Genomic DNA, 16,628 nt, shown 5'->3' with positions numbered 1-16,628 from the left:
CCGGGCATCGCCATTCGGTAGATTTGGAGGCATGCCAATGAACGCTGCGCTGCAAGGAATCGCCGACGCCGGCCACGCCACCCACGCCCACACTGGAGCGTGGGTTGCCGCCCAGCTTCGGCAGCGCATCTCCGACGGCCTGTTGCCGCCCGGCACGAAGCTTTCCGAGCAAGCACTGTCCGAGGCACTCGGCGTTTCCCGGAACACCCTGCGGGAGGCCTTTACCGTGCTTGCCGGTGAATCCGTGGTCCAGCGCATCCCTAACCGTGGGGTGTTCGTGGCCGCCCCCGGAGCCGACGACGTCCGGGAAATCTACCGGGTGCGCCGCCTCATCGAACCAGCGGCCGTTCTATGGGGAGACGTCCCTGCCGAAGCCCTCGACGCCATGGACGTCATCATTGACAAGGCCCGGGCAGCCCTCGTGGAAGGATCGGTTGCCGGCATGGCAGACGCCAACCAGGAGCTGCACAAAGCCTTGGTGTCGTTGTCCGGGAGCGCCTCCTTGGAAGCCCTGATGGAGAAGGTGCTGGCCGAGATGCGCTTGGTCTTCCACGCCATGGCCACCACCCCCGACTTCCACAGCCATTATGTGGAGCGCAATGCTGCCTTGGTTGCCCAGATCCGTAACGGTCAGCGCGAAGACGCCGCGGCCGAGTTGCGCCGCTACCTGGACGGGGCGGAGCACGAGCTCTTGGTGCACATCGGGGCTATTCCCTAAGCCTTCAACGAGGCCGCTACGGTGCAGAAGCGCCCGCGGCTGCCTCGGCTTCGGCCATCGCAAGGTCCAACTGCTCGACGGCGCGGGGATAGTCCGTCCCGGCGGTGATGCGGCAGCGCTGGGCTTCTTGGAGGGCGCGGACCAACGCGGCGGTTTGGGGGACGTTGACGTCGCTCATGCCGGGGAAGTCGATGCCTTTGGCGGGGTCCAGCTCATACCTTTGCCAGCGAGCCAAGAGGGCGTCGTGACGGGCGGCGGCTTCGGCATACCCTGGCCGGTTTTCCGGCCTGCTTTGGCGCTTCTGCTCCAGTGTCCGGCCGACGGAGAATGCCGCAAGCGCGGCACCAACGCCCAGGATGAGCATCAGGAGCCCGACGGCGGGCGAGGCCAACGCGGGGATGACGACGGCCGGGACAACCACCACCAGCCCGGCGAAAACGTTCCAGAAGACGGCGTCGGGCTCTTTGACAAGGTCACGGTCGCGGTGGGCAGGCGGCCCTGCCAAGGTGACGTGTCCGCCGTCGGCAGCTCCTTGTGCGACGCCCTTACGGACGGCGTGGACCGTCAAGGCAACAGCGCACATGAGCAGAATCGCCCACAGTCCGATCTGCCAGACCGTCAGCTGGACCCCAGTTGTGGCGGGCATCGGACCACCTCCAAGCGAATGCGCCCCGCTTTAAATTCAGTATGCGCCGAGGAAACGTTGGAGGCGAGAGCCTGATTGGGGCACAAACGCAAGAAGACAGTCCACCCCGGTTGGGGTGATCTGCCTTCCTGTTGAATAACCCGGGTGGAGCTTAGGCGTGGTCCCTCTTGGATGTCTTGGGCGCGTCCCGCTTGGCTGAGGCGTTTGCCTTGGCTTCCTGGGTAGCTTCCTTTTTGGCAGCTTCTTCCTTGATGCGCTTCGCCTCGGAACGTACGGCGGCATGGGTGGCGCGCTCGACGACGAGCCACTGGGGCGGGGCTTCCAGCAGTTCGGTGATTTCCGCTGTAGTCAGGGGCTCGGTGATGCCGCCCCGGGCGAGACCGCTGATGGAGACGTTCAGCTTCTGGGCAACCACGGGACGCGGGTGCGGACCGGTCCGGCGGAGCTCGGCGAGCCACTCCGGTGCGTTGGCCTGGAGCTCGGCGAAATCGGCGCGGGTGATTTCCGAATCCTGGAACTCCTGGGGTGTTGCGGGCAGGTAGATGCCAAGTTTCTTGGCAACGGTGGCCGGCTTCATGGACTGGGAGTTTGCAGAGGTCATGGTTCAAGGGTATCTGCCGCCGCAGCGAAGTGGCACAGCGGCCGGCGGGATTGCCCGGGCGTCGCTCTGCATGCGCGGCGGCGGCGGGATCGGCGGATAGCCAGTCACGTACGGTCTTGCGGTCAATAGTTCTTATTGAAAACGCATATGAGGTTCTAGGATGAATTTATGCCGCATATACGAGTCTCCGAGGCCGCCCGTTTCCTTGGCGTGAGTGACGATACCGTCCGCCGTTGGATTGATCACGGAGCCCTCACGGGAACGAAGGACGAGTCCGGCCGCCTGGTGGTAGACGGGCTCGAGCTTGCCCACCTGGCCCGTGAGCAGGCGGCGCTGCCCGAGGACCCCAGCAAAGTGGGCCGTTCTGCGCGCAACCGCTTCGTAGGCCTCGTCACCGGCATCACCACGGACAAGGTAATGGCCCAAGTAGAGATGCAATGCGGACCCTTCCGCGTTGTTTCCCTCATGAGCAGCGAAGCCGTCCGGGAACTTGGCCTCGAGTTGGGGTCCGTTGCCACGGCCGTCGTCAAGGCCACTACCGTCATTGTTGAAACAGCGCAGGGAAAGAGCATCACGTGAAAATCGCAGGCAGGAACGCTGGGGTTTTGTTGGCAGCAGGGAGCCTGATTGCCGGACTCGCTGGCTGCGCCGGCACCTCCGGAGCCGGTTCGCCCAGCGCCACAAGCAGCAGCCCCGAAAGCGGCGGTTCCCCAAGCAGCAGCTCGCCCCAGCTCTCCGGCACCGTCACGGTATATGCGGCCGCTTCCCTCAAAGCAACATTCACCAAGCTGGCCTCCGCGTTCGAAGCCAAGAACCCCGGCAGCAAAGTGGTCCTGAGCTTTGCAGGCTCCTCGGACTTGGTCACGCAGATCACCCAGGGAGCCCCCGCGGATGTGTTCGCTTCCGCGGACACCAAGAACATGGGCAAGCTCTCGGACGCCTCCCTCGTGGACGGCAAGGCAACGAACTTTGCCACGAACGTCCTGACCATCGCCGTCCCGCCGACCAATCCGGCGTCGATCGCTTCCTTCGCGGACCTCGCGAAGCCCGGCGTAAAAGTAGTTGTCTGCGCCAGCCAGGTGCCGTGCGGGGCTGCCGCCCAGAGTGTGGAAAACGCCACCGGCACCACCATCAAGCCGGTGAGCGAAGAGTCCTCCGTGACCGATGTCCTGGGCAAAGTGAGCTCGGGCGAGGCCGACGCCGGCTTGGTTTACGTCACCGACGTCAAGGGTGCCGGTGACAAGGTCAAGGGCGTCCCGTTCCCCGAGGCCAGCAGCGCCGTTAACACCTACCCGATCGCCACAGTGAGCACCAGCAAGCACAAGGACCTGGCCGCCGCATTCATCAGCCTGGTCACCGGCAGCGAGGGCAAGAAAGTCCTGGGAGACGCGGGCTTTGGCGTACCGTAGGCGTTGATGAACTACAGCGGGGTTCCACGGTGGGTCTACGGCTTGGCGGCAGTGGGTGGCTTGTTCGTCCTGCTGCCGCTGGCTGCCATGGTGGCCAAGGTCGATTGGTCCCGCTTCATCCCGCTGATAACCTCCGAGTCCTCGCTGACGGCGCTGGGGCTTAGCCTCCGTACTTCCGCTGCGAGCACTGCCCTCTGCGTCCTCTTCGGCATCCCCTTGGCGCTGGTCCTCGCACGCCGGCCATTCCGCGGGCAGCGACTCCTCCGCGCCTTCGTCCTCCTGCCCTTGGTGTTGCCGCCGGTAGTGGGTGGCATTGCCCTGCTTTACACCTTTGGGCGGCAGGGGCTACTGGGCAAGAACCTTGAGCTCGTGGGAATCCAGATCGCCTTTTCGACGACGGCGGTGGTCCTGGCCCAGACGTTCGTCGCCTTGCCGTTCCTGGTAGTCAGCCTCGAAGGCGCCTTGCGGACGGCCGGCAACCGCTACGAAGCCGTTGCAGCGACGCTCGGCGCCCGCCCAACCACCATCCTGCGGCGCGTGACCGTGCCTATGGTCCTTCCCGGGCTCGCTTCCGGAGCGGTACTGTCCTTTGCCCGCAGCCTGGGGGAATTCGGGGCCACGCTGACTTTCGCAGGGAGCTTGCAGGGGGTCACGCGGACCCTGCCACTGGAAATCTACCTTCAGCGCGAGACCGACGCGGATGCCGCCGTCGCTCTTTCGCTGGTGCTGGTTGCGGTCGCGGTGATCGTCGTCGGGCTGTCCTACCGGCGTCCGCATCGCGCCGACATCCCGGCGGAGGCCGCGGCGTGAATTTCCACATCGACGCCACCGTCCGCTCCCGCAACCTGGACGTGTCATTGAGTCTTGGACAGGCGGAAACCGTCGCGATCTTCGGACCAAACGGGGCCGGAAAATCGACGCTGCTGTCCGTCGCTGCGGGACTCCTGAGGCCCGACGCCGGCTCTGCACGCCTGGGGGAGCGGGTCCTGTTCAACCTCGACGGCGGCAGCCGGGTGTGGACCCCGCCGCACCTTCGGGGGACGGCACTGCTTGCCCAGGAACCATTGCTTTTCCCGCACCTGAGCGTCCTGGACAATGTGGCTTTCGGCCCGCGAAGCGCAGGTGCTTCGCGGGCGCAGTCACGCGAAACCGCGCGGCACTGGCTTGCCGAAGTCGACGTCGCACAGTTGGCCGAACGGAAGCCCGGCGAGTTGTCCGGTGGGCAGGCCCAGCGTGTGGCCGTGGCCCGGGCGTTGGCAGCGAACCCCGAGTTACTGCTCCTTGACGAGCCGATGTCTGCCTTGGACATCCATGCCGCTCCGCACCTGCGCCGGCTCCTCAAGCGCGTGCTGTCCGGGCGTCGCGCGGTCATCATCACCCACGACGTCCTGGATGCCCTCATCCTCGCGGACCGGGTGATCGTTATGGAAAAGGGCAGGATTGTGGAGGAAGGCCCCACCCGTGAGGTATTCCGGCGGCCCCGAAGCCAATTCGCCGCGGGACTGGCCGGGGTGAACCTCCTCGCGGGCACCGTGACGGAGGATGGACTGAGGACGTCCGCCGCGGCGGGCGCCGGCGTTGCAGGCGGCGCCGGTCTTGCGGACAGCGCCAGCCTGCATGTCGCGGGCCATCTGGATGATGAAGCGGAACCGGGCCAGCCCGGCGTCGCCGCCTTCCCGCCGTCGGCCGTTTCAGTGTTCCTCGACGCCGCGCACGGAAGCCCGCGCAACTCATTCCCGGTTGCGATCACGGATCTTGAGCCGCACGGTGACCACATCCGGGTCCGGGCCGGAGATCTGGCGGCGGACATCACGCCCGCTGCGTCCGCCGAGCTGGGACTCGAACCGGGGTCGCGCGTCTATTTTGTGGTCAAGGCCACGGCTGTCCAGGTGTACGCGGCATAGCTTGGGCGGGCGCTGCGTTGCCGGATGGTGCGCGGTACTGTGAACTGGTGCCTGCCGACCAAGAATCCCTGCCCGCCTCGGGAGCTCCCGACGCCTCCGATGCCGAATCCAGCGGCCCCCGCGAGCTGCGCTTCGCTTACGTCGCCGGCGTAACGCCCGGGAAGTGGATCCGGCGCTGGGAAGAGCGCATGCCTGGTGTTCCGCTGCACTCGTTCATGTCCGACGACGGCGCGCAGCTTGCGGTGTTACGCGACGGTTCCGCGGACCTCAGCTTTGTGCGCTTGCCGGTGGACCGCGAGGGGCTCAACGTCATCCCGCTCTACGAAGAGCAACCCGTGGTGGTGGCCCCGAAAGGCCACGAAATCTCCGTGTTTGAAGAGGTGGCGCTGGCGGATCTCGCGGAAGAGAACTTCCTGGATGTCGGCGAGATGGGCGGGGCCGAGATGGCCATGCAGGTGGTGGCCTCCGGGGCCGGCCTCGTGATCCTGCCGATGTCCGTGGCCCGGCATTTCAACGTCAAGGACACGGTGGCGCGTCGCCTGACCGGGGCGGAAGGGACGCAGATCGGTTTGGCGTGGCCGAGCGATGCCACGAACGAGGTCATTGAGGAATTCATCGGGATCGTCCGCGGCCGCACGGCCCAGAGCTCTCGGCAGCCTTCGGCGCAGCAGGAGAAACCCAAGAAGGCCCCCAAGCCGGACAGGCGCGGCACCGGCGCCAAGAAGCCGACCGTTGCCCAGCGCTATGCCCCGAACCCGGACAAGGGCCGCGGCAAGGGCTCCCGCAAGAAAGGAAAGCGCTAGGCCATGGGACTTGGATCGAAGCCGACCATCCGGGACGTCGCCAAGAGCGCAGGCGTTTCCCTCACCACCGTGTCTTATGTCCTGTCCGGACGCCACGGCGGCACCACCCGCATCAGCGAGTCAACGCAAGCGCGCGTGCAGGCGGCTGCCAAGGAGCTGGGTTACGTGCCCAACCAGGCAGCCCGCGGAATGCGCCGTGGCAAGACCGATCTGGTCGCTATTGCCATCGGCGATCTCGAATGGGCCTGGGACCGCGCTTTGGCTACGGCTGCTGCACGCATCTTGCCCGAGCACGGCTACCAGCCCGTGATCCTCATCGGCGAAGGGTGGCGGCGGTTCATGCTCTCCGGCGGTGCCGACGGCGCCATCATTGGTGCCCTCCCGCCCGGTACCCTTCTTGACCTCACAGTGGGCGAGCTCGCCCGGCGGGGAGTGGCCCAGGTTGTCATCTCGGACACCATGCAGCCTGCCGGATTCGACGTCCTGGCCCCCGGATCCGCCGGTGGGACCCCGGAACCGGAAGCCCTCGAAGGCGCCATCACGCTCCTCCTAGACCGGCTCTCCGGGCGCACCATCGGCGTTGGAACTACCATGGCCGCGCCTTGGGAGTTCCGGACGCGGTAGCCGTCAGCACTCCTTGAGCACGGGAGCGCAGCGTGAAACGGAGGGACTGGAGCTGCCCGGGTGTCATGGGTCCTCAGCTATTGGTCAGGCGGTACCGCTCAATCTGCTTGAGGCGCCGCTGGAGGCTGTCCCGCCGGGGGTGGGGGACGACGTCGGGAGCCTCGGCGGTGAGGTCGATGTGTTCGGTGCCGTACTGCCACAGCAGGAGATCATCCAGGAGACGGTCCGGTCCGGGGGAGTAGCGATGGTCCAAGGCTTTGCGGACCTCGGTGATCCGGTTGGCGCTGAGGAGTCCGGCGAGCTCCACGGTCTTCTTCAGTCCGTGTGCAGCGAGAAGCTCCGCAGCCCAGCCCCAGTCGTCATCAACTTTACGGTCAACGTGGGGCAGTAGGGTCCGCCAGACGTCCCGCACACGGTTGGGCGTGAGGGGCATGGAGCCTTCGCCCTCCAGATCCCAGTAGCCGCGGACTTCCTCGTAGCGTTCGTGGAGATCGGCGAAGGCGCTCTCTACGGTTTCCAGCATGGCCGCGGTTGCGGTGAATTGGCGGTCGAAGTGGGGCGTCCAGGCGCGCGGATCCTCGGCCTTGAAGCGGATGTCGTGTTCGATCTCGCTCCAGGCGTGCGCAAAAACCGTGCGGATCTGGCATTCGAAAAAGTAGCTGCCATTCGGCGGAATGTCCGGATTGAAGACCTGCTGGTAGGCCTTCACGGTTTCGTTCTGGATGGTGCGCAGGATGAGGTGGCGGCTCGAATATCCGTAAGTGCCGGACTCGATGGAGCCGATGTCCTTCTCAAGATCGCCACGGCAATCGAAAAGCTGGCGCTGGCGCTTGATGAGGTTGGCCACCGCGGCGTTCTCGGCCGGAAGCTTGGTGATGACGCGTAGCCCCACCATGTCGTTCAAGGTCCGGAACGGGTCCGGGAACTTCAGCACACGCGGGCCGCCCTCCAGCGGCGCTTCGGTGCGCGAAATCTTCTCCCGGAAGGATTCGACCGTTTTGGTGCGTCCCGTGACGAAAAGGGGCACGGACTCGCTGTTCTTGAGCATGTCCCGCAGAGTCAGCAGGACGTCACGGGTGACAAGCTTCAAGGCAGGCCGGACGCGGGCATAGAGTTCCACATTCGCCTGAACCGATTCGCGCAGCTCAGGATCCAAGCTGTCCCAATTGCTAGCCATGCCTCCAGCTTACGGGGACCGGCTGACAGTTTCGGGAGCTGGACCGCTTCGCATGCCGTTGGGCTCTCCTCCGCGTGCGTCGGGGCGGAAACTGCGACGACTCCCCCTCCGCGGTGTCCTCCACGATAGGCTCGGCACAAAGGAGGACACGATGAAGCGGCACAAGTATTACTACGGCGACCACTCCAGCCAATGGGGCGAGCTGTTCGTACCAGACAACTCGCTGGAGGCGCACCGCAGTCGGCACGACGGAGTGGTGGTGGTGATCCACGGCGGCTATTGGCGCTCGCAATACGGCGCAGAGCTCGGTGAGCCGATTGCCAGGGACCTCGCCGCGCATGGAATCGCCGCCTGGAACCTTGAGTACCGCAGGGCGGGAAACGGTGGCGGGTGGCCGCACACGTTCGAAGACGTCCTCGATGGAATCGACCATCTGGGGGAGATTGCCGGCACGCACGGACTCAACCTGGACAAAGTGGTGGCGCTGGGACACTCCGCGGGCGGCCACCTTGCGGTCTGGGCAGCCGGCCGTGAAAAGCTCTCCAAGATTGGCGCCCCCGACGCCGATCGGCAGCTCCATCGGCACGACAACGGCACGGCAGTGCGGCTGACCGGCGTCGTGAGCCAATCAGGGCTGCTGAACCTGGCCGATGCCGAGCGGCTCAACCTGAGCAACGGCGCCGTCGACAACCTGATGGGCGGCGACTCCGTAAGATACCCCAAACGGCATATTTATGCGGATCCCATGAGGTCACTCCCCATCAGTGTTCCGGTCTTCGCCGTCCACGCTGCCGCTGACGAAGATGTTCCGTGCAGCCAGTCTGAGGCCTACGTTGCCGCTTCCACTGCATCCGGAGGCGCAGCACAGCTCCTCAAGGTGCCCGGCGACCATTTCGACCTGATCGACCCCAGGGCGGTTGCGTACAAGAAATGCCGCGAGTTGGTGCAGCGGCTGTTGGCGTGACGGGCTGCTGACAAGTCACCAACTGTTATTGCGAGACGCGCACCACATCTGCGTGGCAGAGTTGTCCCATGCTGACAGTCATTGGTGAAGCACTGGTTGATGTGGTCCAGCGCTCCTCGGGAGTCGACGCCCACGTGGGCGGCAGTCCGCTCAATGTTGCGGTGGGGTTGGCCCGGCTGGATCACGCCGTCCAGTTCATCGGCCGCTTCGGCAAGGATGCCTACGGCGACTCGATCGCAGCCCACCTGCGCTCCAGTTCCGTCATGGTTCCGCTGCCGCCGGACGAGAATCCCACCAGCGTGGCTACCGCCTTGATCGACGACGACGGCGCGGCCAGCTATACGTTCGACCTCACCTGGGAGCTCCCCGGCTTCGCAGCGCGACTACCGTTCATGCTTCAAGGGACATCCCTCCTGCACACGGGCTCCATTGCCACCATGTTGGAGCCGGGTGCGGCGGAGGTCCTTGCCGCCGTCGAGCATGCCCACCCGAACGCAACCGTTAGCTTTGATCCCAACTGCCGGCCCAGCATCATCACAGACCGGGACTATGCTCAGGCCCAAGTGGAGCGCTTCGTGGCGCTCTCGGATGTAGTCAAGGCTTCCGATGAGGACCTTGAGTGGCTCTATCCGGGCGTCGACGTCCTGGATTCGGCCCGGCGCTGGCTCCGCCTGGGCGGTAGCGCGGGACCCGCCGTCGTCGTGGTCACTCGGGGAGCGGACGGACCGTGGGGAGTCACGGCGTCGGGCGAGGCCCAGGTGGACGCCCCCAAGGTAGCCGTGGCGGATACGGTGGGAGCCGGCGATTCCTTCATGGCCGCGCTCCTCTCAGGGATCGTCGATCACGGACTGGCCGGGGCACAAAACCGGGACGAGCTGCATGCGATGCCCGCCGAAGTGCTCGAAGGGATCCTCAACCATGCAGCGCGGGCAGCGGCTATCACAGTCTCCCGGCCAGGCGCGAACCCGCCGACCCGCGCGGAACTCAACGCCCTGAATGTCCTTGAGGCTGGGGCCAGTATTGAAAGGCAGCCATGAGCTACGCCGACCTTCCCCGAGTCCCCTCCTTCGTCCTCACCAGCGAATCGCTCAGGGATGGTGACGCACTCAAGCCGACGCAGACCAGCAAACGCTTCGGCGTGGCCGGAGGCAAGGACGAATCTCCGCAGCTGAGTTGGAGCGGAGCGCCGGATGGCACCAAGGGTTACGTCGTTACCGTCTTCGATCCCGATGCCCCCAAAGCCGGTGGCTACTGGCACTGGGCCGTGGTCAACATCCCGGCCAGTACGAGCTCCTTGCCTCCGGGCGCGGGCAGTCAGGGTGGTTCGCACCTGCCGTCCGGTGCTTTCCAGTTGAAGAACGACGCCGGGTTCCCCGGTTATCTGGGTGCCGCGCCTCCGCCTGGGCACGGCCCGCACCGGTACATCGTGGCCGTGCACGCCGTCGATGTCGAAGAGTTGGGCCTCGACGCCGGTGCCTCCACCGGTGCGCTTGTCCGCAAGTTGACCTCACATACCCTGGGCCGGGCCGTGATCACGGGCCATTTCGAGCGCCGCTAGCTCCCAGCCGCGCTCCGCGGCCGAGGCTGACCCCACGTAGACTGACATAATGCGGCTCGTAGCTAGTGATATTGACGGCACCATCCTTGGCCATGACGGCCAGATAAGCAGCCGCACCATCCGCGCCTTCCATGCTTGCCGTGACGCGGGCATCGAAGTGGTGTTCGTGACCGGGCGGCCGCCTCGCTGGCTCTACCCGCTCCGCGAACAGATCGGCCACACTGGCACCGTCATCTGTTCCAACGGAGCCGTGGTCTGGGATCTTGAGGCTGACAAGCTGATTTCGGCCGATGCCTTGAGCATCGAGTCCGTGCTGGAGGCGCGCCGGATCATCAAGCAGCTCCGCCCTGACGCCTTGTTCGCGGCGGAAACCCTCACCGGATTCCACCTTGAGCCGGGCTTTGTCGAGAACCCAACCAGTGAGCTCCTGGCCGAGTTCATTCCCGCGCGGTTGGAGGAAACGCTCACCGCGGATGACGCCGTCGTAAAGTTCCTTGCCGTGACCCGCACCGGCACCCCGGACGATTTCCTGGCAGAGGTGCAGCCCGCCGTCGCGCATCTCGTGGAGACCACGCACTCCGCGCCGCGGACCGCACTCCTGGAGATGTCCGCTCCCGGCATCAACAAGGCGGTCACGCTGGCCGTATATGCGGCATCCAGGGGCATCGAGGCCGCGGACGTGGTGGCTTTTGGTGACATGCCCAATGACGTCGAGATGCTGCGCTGGGCCGGTGACGGTTACGCGATGGCCAGCGGCCACCCGGAGGCCATCAACGCTGCGGGCCAGCAAGCACCGCATTTCGACGACGACGGCGTGGCCCAGATCCTCGAGGCAAAGCTCGCTTCCCTGCCGGGGGCCCACGCCGCCAGGGTTCCCTGGCCGTGGGGCCCCACCGGCGAGGGTCCCTGCCTGAGCTTGCGAAGGCTGGGAGCCGGTGGGGACTTGCGAGGCGAGGGTGGCGGTGGGGACTAGTCAGCCCTGCACGGGCCGGGACTAGCCCTGAGTCCGCAGTCCGTGGCTGTGCGCCAAGGCAATGGCCTCCGTTCGTGAACCCACGCCGAGCTTCCTGAAGATATTCCTGACATGGAATTTAACTGTGTTTTCGCTGATGTGCAGCTTCGCGGAAATGGCCCGATTGCGCTGTCCGGCAGCCAATAGTTGAAGGACTTCCATTTCGCGCTCCGCCAGGCCCCATCCGCCGATGTCGCCTGCGGGGGCTGTGGGTGGATCCAGCGGCAGGACCACCTGAACGTCCGCTCCCCAGCCGGCCATGACGTCGATATTCATGCGGCCGTCCAGTGCCGCCACTCTGCTGTTGAGCCGGGCAATGTTGGGTGAATCGGCAGTCAGTTCACCAAGGCCGTCGTCGCGCACATTGATGAGGAGGTTCACCCCGTCGCAGTCCCACTGCACCCGCACACGCCTCACTGCGGGCTGCTCCACGATGGCCAGTACCAGACCCCGTACGATCGCCCGGGCAGCATGGGCTACTTCGCCGGGCAACGCACGGCCGTTGACCGGTGGCTCGATGAACTGGATGTCGAGCCCGCTGAAGTGCATGAGTGGCCGCAGGTCCTCCTGGAGCCTTTCAAACGCTGTGGCTACAGGCTCTTCCACGAGATCCGATGTGCGGTCGCTCAACGTCCGCAGATTGACGAGCGAGGTAGCGGCGAGGTCCGTGACGGCCTTGCGGGCAGCAGCGTCGTCGAGGGAGCCTGATCGTAGCGCCGCCAACATCGTCTCCAGCGTGGTGGAATGCCTGTCCACGAGTTCGGCCGTGACGCGGAGCCGCTCGGCGGAGGCCGCCCGCGATTCCAAGAGGTACGACGGCGGCGCGTCCGCTACCTTCTCCTGGATGCGCCGCGCCGTCAGTTGCCACAGGTAGCCGAGCATCCTCAGCGCCGACTCACGCTCGAATGGTTCTTCGGGCAGGACCGGCTCAGTGAGGGTCAGGAGCGCATTGGACTCGGACGACAAGGCAAGAACGGGCCGCTGGCCTCCGGCGATGGTCGTTTCTCCCTGCCAGGCCTCGCCTGCGGAGACGCGGGAGCGCAACTGGTCCAGTTCGGGAATGGAGACGCGGCTGATGATGCCCTCCGCCCCTGCCTTCTTCTGGGGCCGGCCGGTGCAGTCCTCGGTGAAAATGACCAGCGCGCTGCTGCCCACGTAGGGCAGCGCCGCTTCACGAAGTCGCTCGGCAATGCTAATCAACGGGGCGTTCGCTAGTGCGGCAACCGCTTCCAGGAGGGTCCACGTGCTTGGAGTCATCCCGCCACTTTAGCGTTCCTCTTCGCCGGTGTACTACCCAAACGGGTAGTAAAGACTGCCCAAGCTCAGCGTTACCCCTATCCGTTCAATCCTGAACGATTGATTCAAACGGAGCAATCAACTGAGCAGGAGGTAACGCATGACCACCACCGCAGAGACTGTCCACACCGCATCGGACCAAGATCGCGTCCCGGCTCGCGGCGCCCAGGAGGTCGTCTCAAGCCAGGACGTCGATCTGAGCCTGGCCCTCTTGGGTAGCGAGATCGCGGAAACGGCCGCTGAAGTAGACCTGCGGCAGCTGTCCCGCCTGGCCACGGAAATCCGGACCGCGGGGAACTCGGCCACCGGCCGGATCTTTGTTGCAGGAGCCGGCCGCAGCGGCCTTGTGCTGCGGATGGCTGCGATGCGGCTGATGCATCTCGGCTTCGACGTGCACATTGCGGGGGACACCACGACGCCGGCCATCCGCTCGGGCGATCTCCTGCTCCTTGCGTCGGGCTCGGGGACGACCGCCGGCGTCGTGCGCGCTGCTGAGACGGCCTCCAAAGCCGGCGCCAGGATCGCCGTGTACACCACGAACGCAACGTCCCCGCTCGCGGAACTGGCCGACGTCGTCGTCATCATTCCCGCTGCGCAGAAGACAGACCACGGATCCACGATGTCCCGCCAGTACTCCGGCAGCCTGTTCGAGCAGGTGCTCTTCCTTGTTGCCGAAGCAGTCTTCCAGACCTTGTGGGACAGCGACGCAACCCCGGCAGAGGAACTCTGGCTCCGCCACGCCAACCTCGAATAGCCCCTGATTTCCATCCCGCCAACACCACAACAAACTACGGAAAGAGATCCCCCATGAAGCTGCAAGTCGCCATCGACGTCCTCACCACCGAAGCCGCCCTCGAGATCGCGGGCCAGGTGGCCGAATACGTGGACATCATCGAACTCGGCACTCCCCTCGTGAAAAGCGAAGGCCTGTCCGCCGTGACCGCCATCAAGAAAGCCCACCCGGACAAGATCGTGTTCGCCGACCTCAAGACCATGGACGCCGGCGAGCTCGAGGCCGACATCGCGTTCAAGGCCGGCGCAGACCTCGTCTCCGTGCTCGGCGGCGCCGACGACTCCACCATCGCCGGTGCAGTCAAGGCGGCCAAGGCACACAACAAGGGCATCGTGGTGGACCTGATCGGCGTTGCGGACAAGGTAACCCGTGCCAAGGAAGCCCGGGCCCTCGGTGCCAAGTTCATCGAGTTCCACGCCGGCCTGGATGAGCAGGCCAAGCCGGGCTACAACCTGGACGTCCTGCTGAGCGCCGGGGAGGAAGCCCGCGTGCCATTCTCCGTGGCTGGTGGCGTGAACCTGTCCACCATCGGAGCCGTCCAGCGCGCCGGAGCGGATGTCGCCGTCGTCGGCGGTTCCATCTACGGCGCAGACGACCCCGCGCTGGCCGCGAAGCAACTCCGCGCCGCCATCATCTAGCAACACTTTCCGACCGGGCGCTCCCAACTGACTAGCAGTTGTTGTCGTTTTCAGGCCTCAAAACGACAACAATTGCTGGCTAGGTGGGAGCGCTCACGAATTACACAGCTTCAGTCCAACTGCCGTTCAACTTGCCCCCATACTCTTTTGCCATTCGATACCGAACAAATATGGGGACAAGATGGCAAAGAGAAAAACGACCGGGTGGCCCGACGCCCCGGTTCGCCGCGCAGAGCCGGCTGAACATTGGAAGCAGCTTCGCCGCGGGGACCGCGTGCGAGTCAAGCTCGGGCCGGGGTTCGAGAACCCCGGTCAGGTGGACGCCGTTTCCAGTGACCACAGCGTTGTTTGGGTAAACCTCGACGGCGGCCGCGGCCGTACGCTGGTGCACTGCGGCGACGGCGTGGAGATCGTCCCGCAGGAATCCTGACCGGATCATCGGGCCGTACCGCTATGGGCCGCCCCGCCGCGGGTTACGCTACCCGTGTGAGCCTGAACTTGCCCTTCTTCAGCCGTCCTGACGGACAAACCGCGCCGCTTGCCTTCGCGCACCGCGGGTTTTCGCTGGACGGACTCGAGAACTCGGCCTCGGCATTTGGGGCCGCGCTTGAGCTTGGCTTCACGCACTTGGAAACCGACGCACGCACTACCGCCGATGGCGTGGTGCTCCTTTTCCATGACGACACACTGGACCGTGTGACGGACCGTCACGGCAGGATCTCCAGCCTCAGCGCTGCTGAGATTGCCGCAGCACGCATTGGCGGCCGCGAAGCGGTTCCCCTCTTGGCGGACATCCTTGCTGAATTCCCCGAGGCGCGGCTGAATATCGACGTCAAGGATTGGCACACCGTCAAAGCCCTCGCCGGAGTCATCGAGCAGCTTGACGCCCATGATCGCGTGTTGATTGCGAGCTTCTCCGATCGCCGGCGTCGCGCTGTCCTGCGCCTGCTCGGCAGTCGTACGGCATCCTCGGCGGGCATCGTCTGCAATGCCGTTTTTACAATTCTGGGACCGCTTCTTCCAGAGCGGTGGCTAGCGAAGATTCTGCACGACGTCGATGCCCTCCAAGTGCCCGTCCGTTACGGACCATTGACGTTGGTGACGCCCGGTTTCGTGCGGAGGGCTCACAGGCTTGGGCTGCAGGTGCACGTTTGGACGGTCAACGACTCCGCGGAGATGGCCAGGCTGCTGGATATGGGCGTGGACGGGATTGTCACCGACCGTGCGGATCGTCTGAAGGCGGTGCTGCAGGGCCGGGGGCAGTGGTGGTGAGCGCCCGGGCCCGCGCGTCCAGGAAGTCGCGCTCGGCGTCGTTGTCTGTGCGCTCCTGCGCAGAGCGGTAAGCGGCGACAGCTTCGTCATCGCGGCCGAGGCGACGGAGCAAATCCGCCCTCACGGCGTGGAACAAGTAGTAGTTGCCCAGCTCAAGGACGTCGACGGCGGCGAGCCCCGCGGCGGGTCCTTCCACCTCAGCGAGGGCCACGGCTCGGTTCAAGGCGACCACCGGCGTCGGCTCCGAGGCCAGGAGTTGCCCGTACAGCGCCAGGATCTGACGCCAATCGGTGTCCTCAGGCCGCGCGGCGTCGCTGTGCACCGCGTTGATAGCAGCCTGCAATTGGTACGGTCCTGGCTGGTTCCTCTTCAAGCATTGCCGCACCAACAGTTGTCCCTCGGCAATCAGCCTGGCGTCCCAGAGTCTGCGGTCCTGGTCAGCGAGCAGCACCAGGCCGCCGTCGGGAGTTGTCCGGGCAGCACGCCGGGAATCGAGAAGCAACATGAGGGCCAAGAGCCCCTTGGCCTCGGGCTCATCGGGCATGAGTTTCACGATGAGCCTGCCTAGACGCACGGACTCGCGGCAGAGGTCTTCGCGCACCAGCCCGACGCCCGAGCTCGCCGCGTAGCCCTCGTTGAAGACCAGGTAGACCACGGCCAGTACCGACTTCAGCCGCTCCGGCAGTTCGGCCCCAGTCGGTACACGGTAGGGGATGTGGGCGTCGCGGATCTTGCCCTTCGCACGCACCAGGCGCTGGGCCATGGTTGGTTCGGGTACCAGGAACGCGTGGGCAATTTCGGCGGTGGTGAGCCCGCCCAAAAGCTTGAGCGTTAGCGCCACCTGGGCGGCCCGGTTGAGGGCTGGGTGGCAGCACGTAAAGATCAGACGGAGCTGGTTGTCTTCCACCCTGTCCACCTCGATCGCTTCGGTTTCATCGCCCTGCAGGAGCGTCACTTGGGCGAGTTTCTCCCTGCCGGACGCCTCGCGGCGCAGCCTGTCGATGGCGCGATTGCGGGCGGTGGTGATGATCCAGCCGGCCGGGCTTGGCGGCAGTCCGGTGTCCGGCCAGCGGGCCACGGCCTCGGTGAACGCATCCTGGACCGCGTCTTCGGCGGCGTCGATACTGCCCAAAACGCGGACCAAGACGGCCACGGAGCGTCCATACTCTTCGCGGAATATTTGACCGATCTCCGAAATATGGACCATGGGGAA

At 65.4% G+C, this 16,628-nt stretch carries 20 protein-coding genes; 15 read left to right on the top strand and 5 right to left on the bottom strand.

The window, feature by feature from the left end:
- The first annotated feature begins 31 nt into the window (after window positions 1-31).
- Window positions 32-718, top strand: a complete 687-nt coding sequence (locus tag AC3ANQ_RS23140) for a GntR family transcriptional regulator (RefSeq protein ID WP_488303196.1) — start codon at window positions 32-34, stop codon at window positions 716-718.
- A gap of 16 nt (window positions 719-734) precedes the next feature.
- On the opposite strand, the gene AC3ANQ_RS23135 is transcribed toward AC3ANQ_RS23140, so the two are convergent.
- Together AC3ANQ_RS23135 and AC3ANQ_RS23130 are read right to left on the bottom strand one after the other, a co-directional pair.
- Window positions 735-1,364, bottom strand: coding sequence for a hypothetical protein (locus AC3ANQ_RS23135; protein ID WP_488303195.1), 630 nt, complete (start codon window positions 1,362-1,364; stop codon window positions 735-737).
- Between the two features lie 151 nt (window positions 1,365-1,515).
- Window positions 1,516-1,965, bottom strand: a complete 450-nt coding sequence (locus tag AC3ANQ_RS23130) for a DUF5997 family protein (RefSeq protein ID WP_488303194.1) — start codon at window positions 1,963-1,965, stop codon at window positions 1,516-1,518.
- A gap of 168 nt (window positions 1,966-2,133) precedes the next feature.
- On the opposite strand from AC3ANQ_RS23130, the gene AC3ANQ_RS23125 reads away from it, so the two are divergent.
- The 6 genes from AC3ANQ_RS23125 to AC3ANQ_RS23100 are packed head-to-tail and all read left to right on the top strand — an operon-like array spanning window position 2,134 to window position 6,705.
- A complete protein-coding gene (locus AC3ANQ_RS23125; protein ID WP_265978231.1) occupies window positions 2,134-2,544 on the top strand; it encodes a TOBE domain-containing protein in 411 nt (136 codons plus the stop codon).
- The gene (gene modA, locus AC3ANQ_RS23120; RefSeq protein ID WP_488303193.1) at window positions 2,541-3,374 is read left to right on the top strand and encodes a molybdate ABC transporter substrate-binding protein; all 834 of its coding nucleotides are present in this window, start codon (window positions 2,541-2,543) and stop codon (window positions 3,372-3,374) included. The genes AC3ANQ_RS23125 and modA overlap by 4 nt, the downstream gene beginning before the upstream one ends.
- Before the next feature lie 6 nt (window positions 3,375-3,380).
- Entirely contained in the window at window positions 3,381-4,184 is an 804-nt protein-coding gene (locus tag AC3ANQ_RS23115) for an ABC transporter permease (protein ID WP_488303192.1), read from the top strand.
- The gene (locus tag AC3ANQ_RS23110; RefSeq protein WP_488303191.1) at window positions 4,181-5,278 is read left to right on the top strand and encodes a sulfate/molybdate ABC transporter ATP-binding protein; all 1,098 of its coding nucleotides are present in this window, start codon (window positions 4,181-4,183) and stop codon (window positions 5,276-5,278) included. Before AC3ANQ_RS23115 ends, AC3ANQ_RS23110 begins: the two co-directional genes overlap by 4 nt.
- Window positions 5,279-5,325: 47 nt before the next feature.
- Entirely contained in the window at window positions 5,326-6,081 is a 756-nt protein-coding gene (locus AC3ANQ_RS23105; RefSeq protein WP_488303190.1) for a LysR family transcriptional regulator substrate-binding protein, read from the top strand.
- Window positions 6,082-6,084: 3 nt separating this feature from the next.
- Window positions 6,085-6,705 (top strand): LacI family DNA-binding transcriptional regulator, encoded by a 621-nt coding sequence (locus tag AC3ANQ_RS23100; RefSeq protein ID WP_488303189.1) that lies wholly within the window; start codon window positions 6,085-6,087, stop codon window positions 6,703-6,705.
- Between the two features lie 73 nt (window positions 6,706-6,778).
- Here the strand turns inward: AC3ANQ_RS23100 and AC3ANQ_RS23095 are convergent, their stop codons facing one another.
- Window positions 6,779-7,882 (bottom strand): GTP pyrophosphokinase, encoded by a 1,104-nt coding sequence (locus AC3ANQ_RS23095; RefSeq protein ID WP_488303188.1) that lies wholly within the window; start codon window positions 7,880-7,882, stop codon window positions 6,779-6,781.
- A 151-nt stretch (window positions 7,883-8,033) separates the two neighbouring features.
- On the opposite strand from AC3ANQ_RS23095, the gene AC3ANQ_RS23090 reads away from it, so the two are divergent.
- The 4 genes from AC3ANQ_RS23090 to AC3ANQ_RS23075 all read left to right on the top strand — a co-directional run bounded on the left by AC3ANQ_RS23090 (window position 8,034) and on the right by AC3ANQ_RS23075 (window position 11,377).
- A complete protein-coding gene (locus AC3ANQ_RS23090; RefSeq protein WP_268024208.1) occupies window positions 8,034-8,846 on the top strand; it encodes an alpha/beta hydrolase in 813 nt (270 codons plus the stop codon).
- Between the two features lie 68 nt (window positions 8,847-8,914).
- Window positions 8,915-9,883: a carbohydrate kinase family protein gene (locus AC3ANQ_RS23085; protein ID WP_488303187.1), complete on the top strand. Its 969-nt coding sequence runs from the start codon at window positions 8,915-8,917 to the stop codon at window positions 9,881-9,883.
- Window positions 9,880-10,404, top strand: coding sequence for a YbhB/YbcL family Raf kinase inhibitor-like protein (locus tag AC3ANQ_RS23080; protein ID WP_488303186.1), 525 nt, complete (start codon window positions 9,880-9,882; stop codon window positions 10,402-10,404). The genes AC3ANQ_RS23085 and AC3ANQ_RS23080 overlap by 4 nt, the downstream gene beginning before the upstream one ends.
- A gap of 49 nt (window positions 10,405-10,453) precedes the next feature.
- Window positions 10,454-11,377: an HAD family hydrolase gene (locus AC3ANQ_RS23075; RefSeq protein ID WP_488303185.1), complete on the top strand. Its 924-nt coding sequence runs from the start codon at window positions 10,454-10,456 to the stop codon at window positions 11,375-11,377.
- A gap of 21 nt (window positions 11,378-11,398) precedes the next feature.
- Here the strand turns inward: AC3ANQ_RS23075 and AC3ANQ_RS23070 are convergent, their stop codons facing one another.
- Complete coding sequence (locus AC3ANQ_RS23070; RefSeq protein ID WP_488303184.1) at window positions 11,399-12,673, bottom strand: helix-turn-helix transcriptional regulator; 1,275 nt, start codon at window positions 12,671-12,673, stop codon at window positions 11,399-11,401.
- A gap of 139 nt (window positions 12,674-12,812) precedes the next feature.
- On the opposite strand from AC3ANQ_RS23070, the gene hxlB reads away from it, so the two are divergent.
- The 4 genes from hxlB (at window position 12,813) to AC3ANQ_RS23050 (ending at window position 15,415) form a co-directional block, all read left to right on the top strand.
- Complete coding sequence (hxlB, locus tag AC3ANQ_RS23065; protein ID WP_488303183.1) at window positions 12,813-13,466, top strand: 6-phospho-3-hexuloisomerase; 654 nt, start codon at window positions 12,813-12,815, stop codon at window positions 13,464-13,466.
- A gap of 53 nt (window positions 13,467-13,519) precedes the next feature.
- Entirely contained in the window at window positions 13,520-14,143 is a 624-nt protein-coding gene (gene hxlA, locus AC3ANQ_RS23060; protein WP_488303182.1) for a 3-hexulose-6-phosphate synthase, read from the top strand.
- Between the two features lie 181 nt (window positions 14,144-14,324).
- Window positions 14,325-14,573 carry a KOW domain-containing RNA-binding protein gene (locus tag AC3ANQ_RS23055; RefSeq protein ID WP_461838570.1) on the top strand — a complete coding sequence of 83 codons (249 nt, stop codon included), beginning with the start codon at window positions 14,325-14,327 and terminating at the stop codon, window positions 14,571-14,573.
- 23 nt (window positions 14,574-14,596) lie between these two features.
- Window positions 14,597-15,415 carry a glycerophosphodiester phosphodiesterase family protein gene (locus tag AC3ANQ_RS23050; RefSeq protein WP_488303181.1) on the top strand — a complete coding sequence of 273 codons (819 nt, stop codon included), beginning with the start codon at window positions 14,597-14,599 and terminating at the stop codon, window positions 15,413-15,415.
- Here AC3ANQ_RS23050 and AC3ANQ_RS23045 read toward each other — a convergent pair.
- Window positions 15,357-16,622: an RNA polymerase sigma factor gene (locus AC3ANQ_RS23045; RefSeq protein WP_488303180.1), complete on the bottom strand. Its 1,266-nt coding sequence runs from the start codon at window positions 16,620-16,622 to the stop codon at window positions 15,357-15,359. The genes AC3ANQ_RS23050 and AC3ANQ_RS23045 overlap by 59 nt on opposite strands.
- Between the last annotated feature and the right edge of the window lie 6 nt (window positions 16,623-16,628).

Source organism: Arthrobacter sp. DMZ02-1R, assembly GCF_057747935.1.
The sequence above is the reverse complement of the archived record's forward strand: the minus strand, read 5'-3'. Positions and strand labels throughout refer to the sequence as shown.

Bases quoted from the DNA above. Each gene is read 5' to 3' on its own strand.
- AC3ANQ_RS23100 (WP_488303189.1), top strand. From the start codon at position 6,085: ATGGGACTTGGATCGAAGCCGACCATCCGGGACGTCGCCAAGAGCGCA.
- AC3ANQ_RS23045 (WP_488303180.1), bottom strand. From the start codon at position 16,622: ATGGTCCATATTTCGGAGATCGGTCAAATATTCCGCGAAGAGTATGGA.
- hxlA (WP_488303182.1), top strand. From the start codon at position 13,520: ATGAAGCTGCAAGTCGCCATCGACGTCCTCACCACCGAAGCCGCCCTC.
- AC3ANQ_RS23085 (WP_488303187.1), top strand. From the start codon at position 8,915: ATGCTGACAGTCATTGGTGAAGCACTGGTTGATGTGGTCCAGCGCTCC.
- AC3ANQ_RS23075 (WP_488303185.1), top strand. From the start codon at position 10,454: ATGCGGCTCGTAGCTAGTGATATTGACGGCACCATCCTTGGCCATGAC.
- AC3ANQ_RS23140 (WP_488303196.1), top strand. From the start codon at position 32: ATGCCAATGAACGCTGCGCTGCAAGGAATCGCCGACGCCGGCCACGCC.
- AC3ANQ_RS23125 (WP_265978231.1), top strand. From the start codon at position 2,134: ATGCCGCATATACGAGTCTCCGAGGCCGCCCGTTTCCTTGGCGTGAGT.
- AC3ANQ_RS23080 (WP_488303186.1), top strand. From the start codon at position 9,880: ATGAGCTACGCCGACCTTCCCCGAGTCCCCTCCTTCGTCCTCACCAGC.
- AC3ANQ_RS23070 (WP_488303184.1), bottom strand. From the start codon at position 12,673: ATGACTCCAAGCACGTGGACCCTCCTGGAAGCGGTTGCCGCACTAGCG.
- AC3ANQ_RS23090 (WP_268024208.1), top strand. From the start codon at position 8,034: ATGAAGCGGCACAAGTATTACTACGGCGACCACTCCAGCCAATGGGGC.
- AC3ANQ_RS23050 (WP_488303181.1), top strand. From the start codon at position 14,597: ATGGGCCGCCCCGCCGCGGGTTACGCTACCCGTGTGAGCCTGAACTTG.
- AC3ANQ_RS23130 (WP_488303194.1), bottom strand. From the start codon at position 1,965: ATGACCTCTGCAAACTCCCAGTCCATGAAGCCGGCCACCGTTGCCAAG.
- AC3ANQ_RS23115 (WP_488303192.1), top strand. From the start codon at position 3,381: ATGAACTACAGCGGGGTTCCACGGTGGGTCTACGGCTTGGCGGCAGTG.
- AC3ANQ_RS23095 (WP_488303188.1), bottom strand. From the start codon at position 7,882: ATGGCTAGCAATTGGGACAGCTTGGATCCTGAGCTGCGCGAATCGGTT.
- AC3ANQ_RS23135 (WP_488303195.1), bottom strand. From the start codon at position 1,364: ATGCCCGCCACAACTGGGGTCCAGCTGACGGTCTGGCAGATCGGACTG.
- AC3ANQ_RS23055 (WP_461838570.1), top strand. From the start codon at position 14,325: ATGGCAAAGAGAAAAACGACCGGGTGGCCCGACGCCCCGGTTCGCCGC.
- hxlB (WP_488303183.1), top strand. From the start codon at position 12,813: ATGACCACCACCGCAGAGACTGTCCACACCGCATCGGACCAAGATCGC.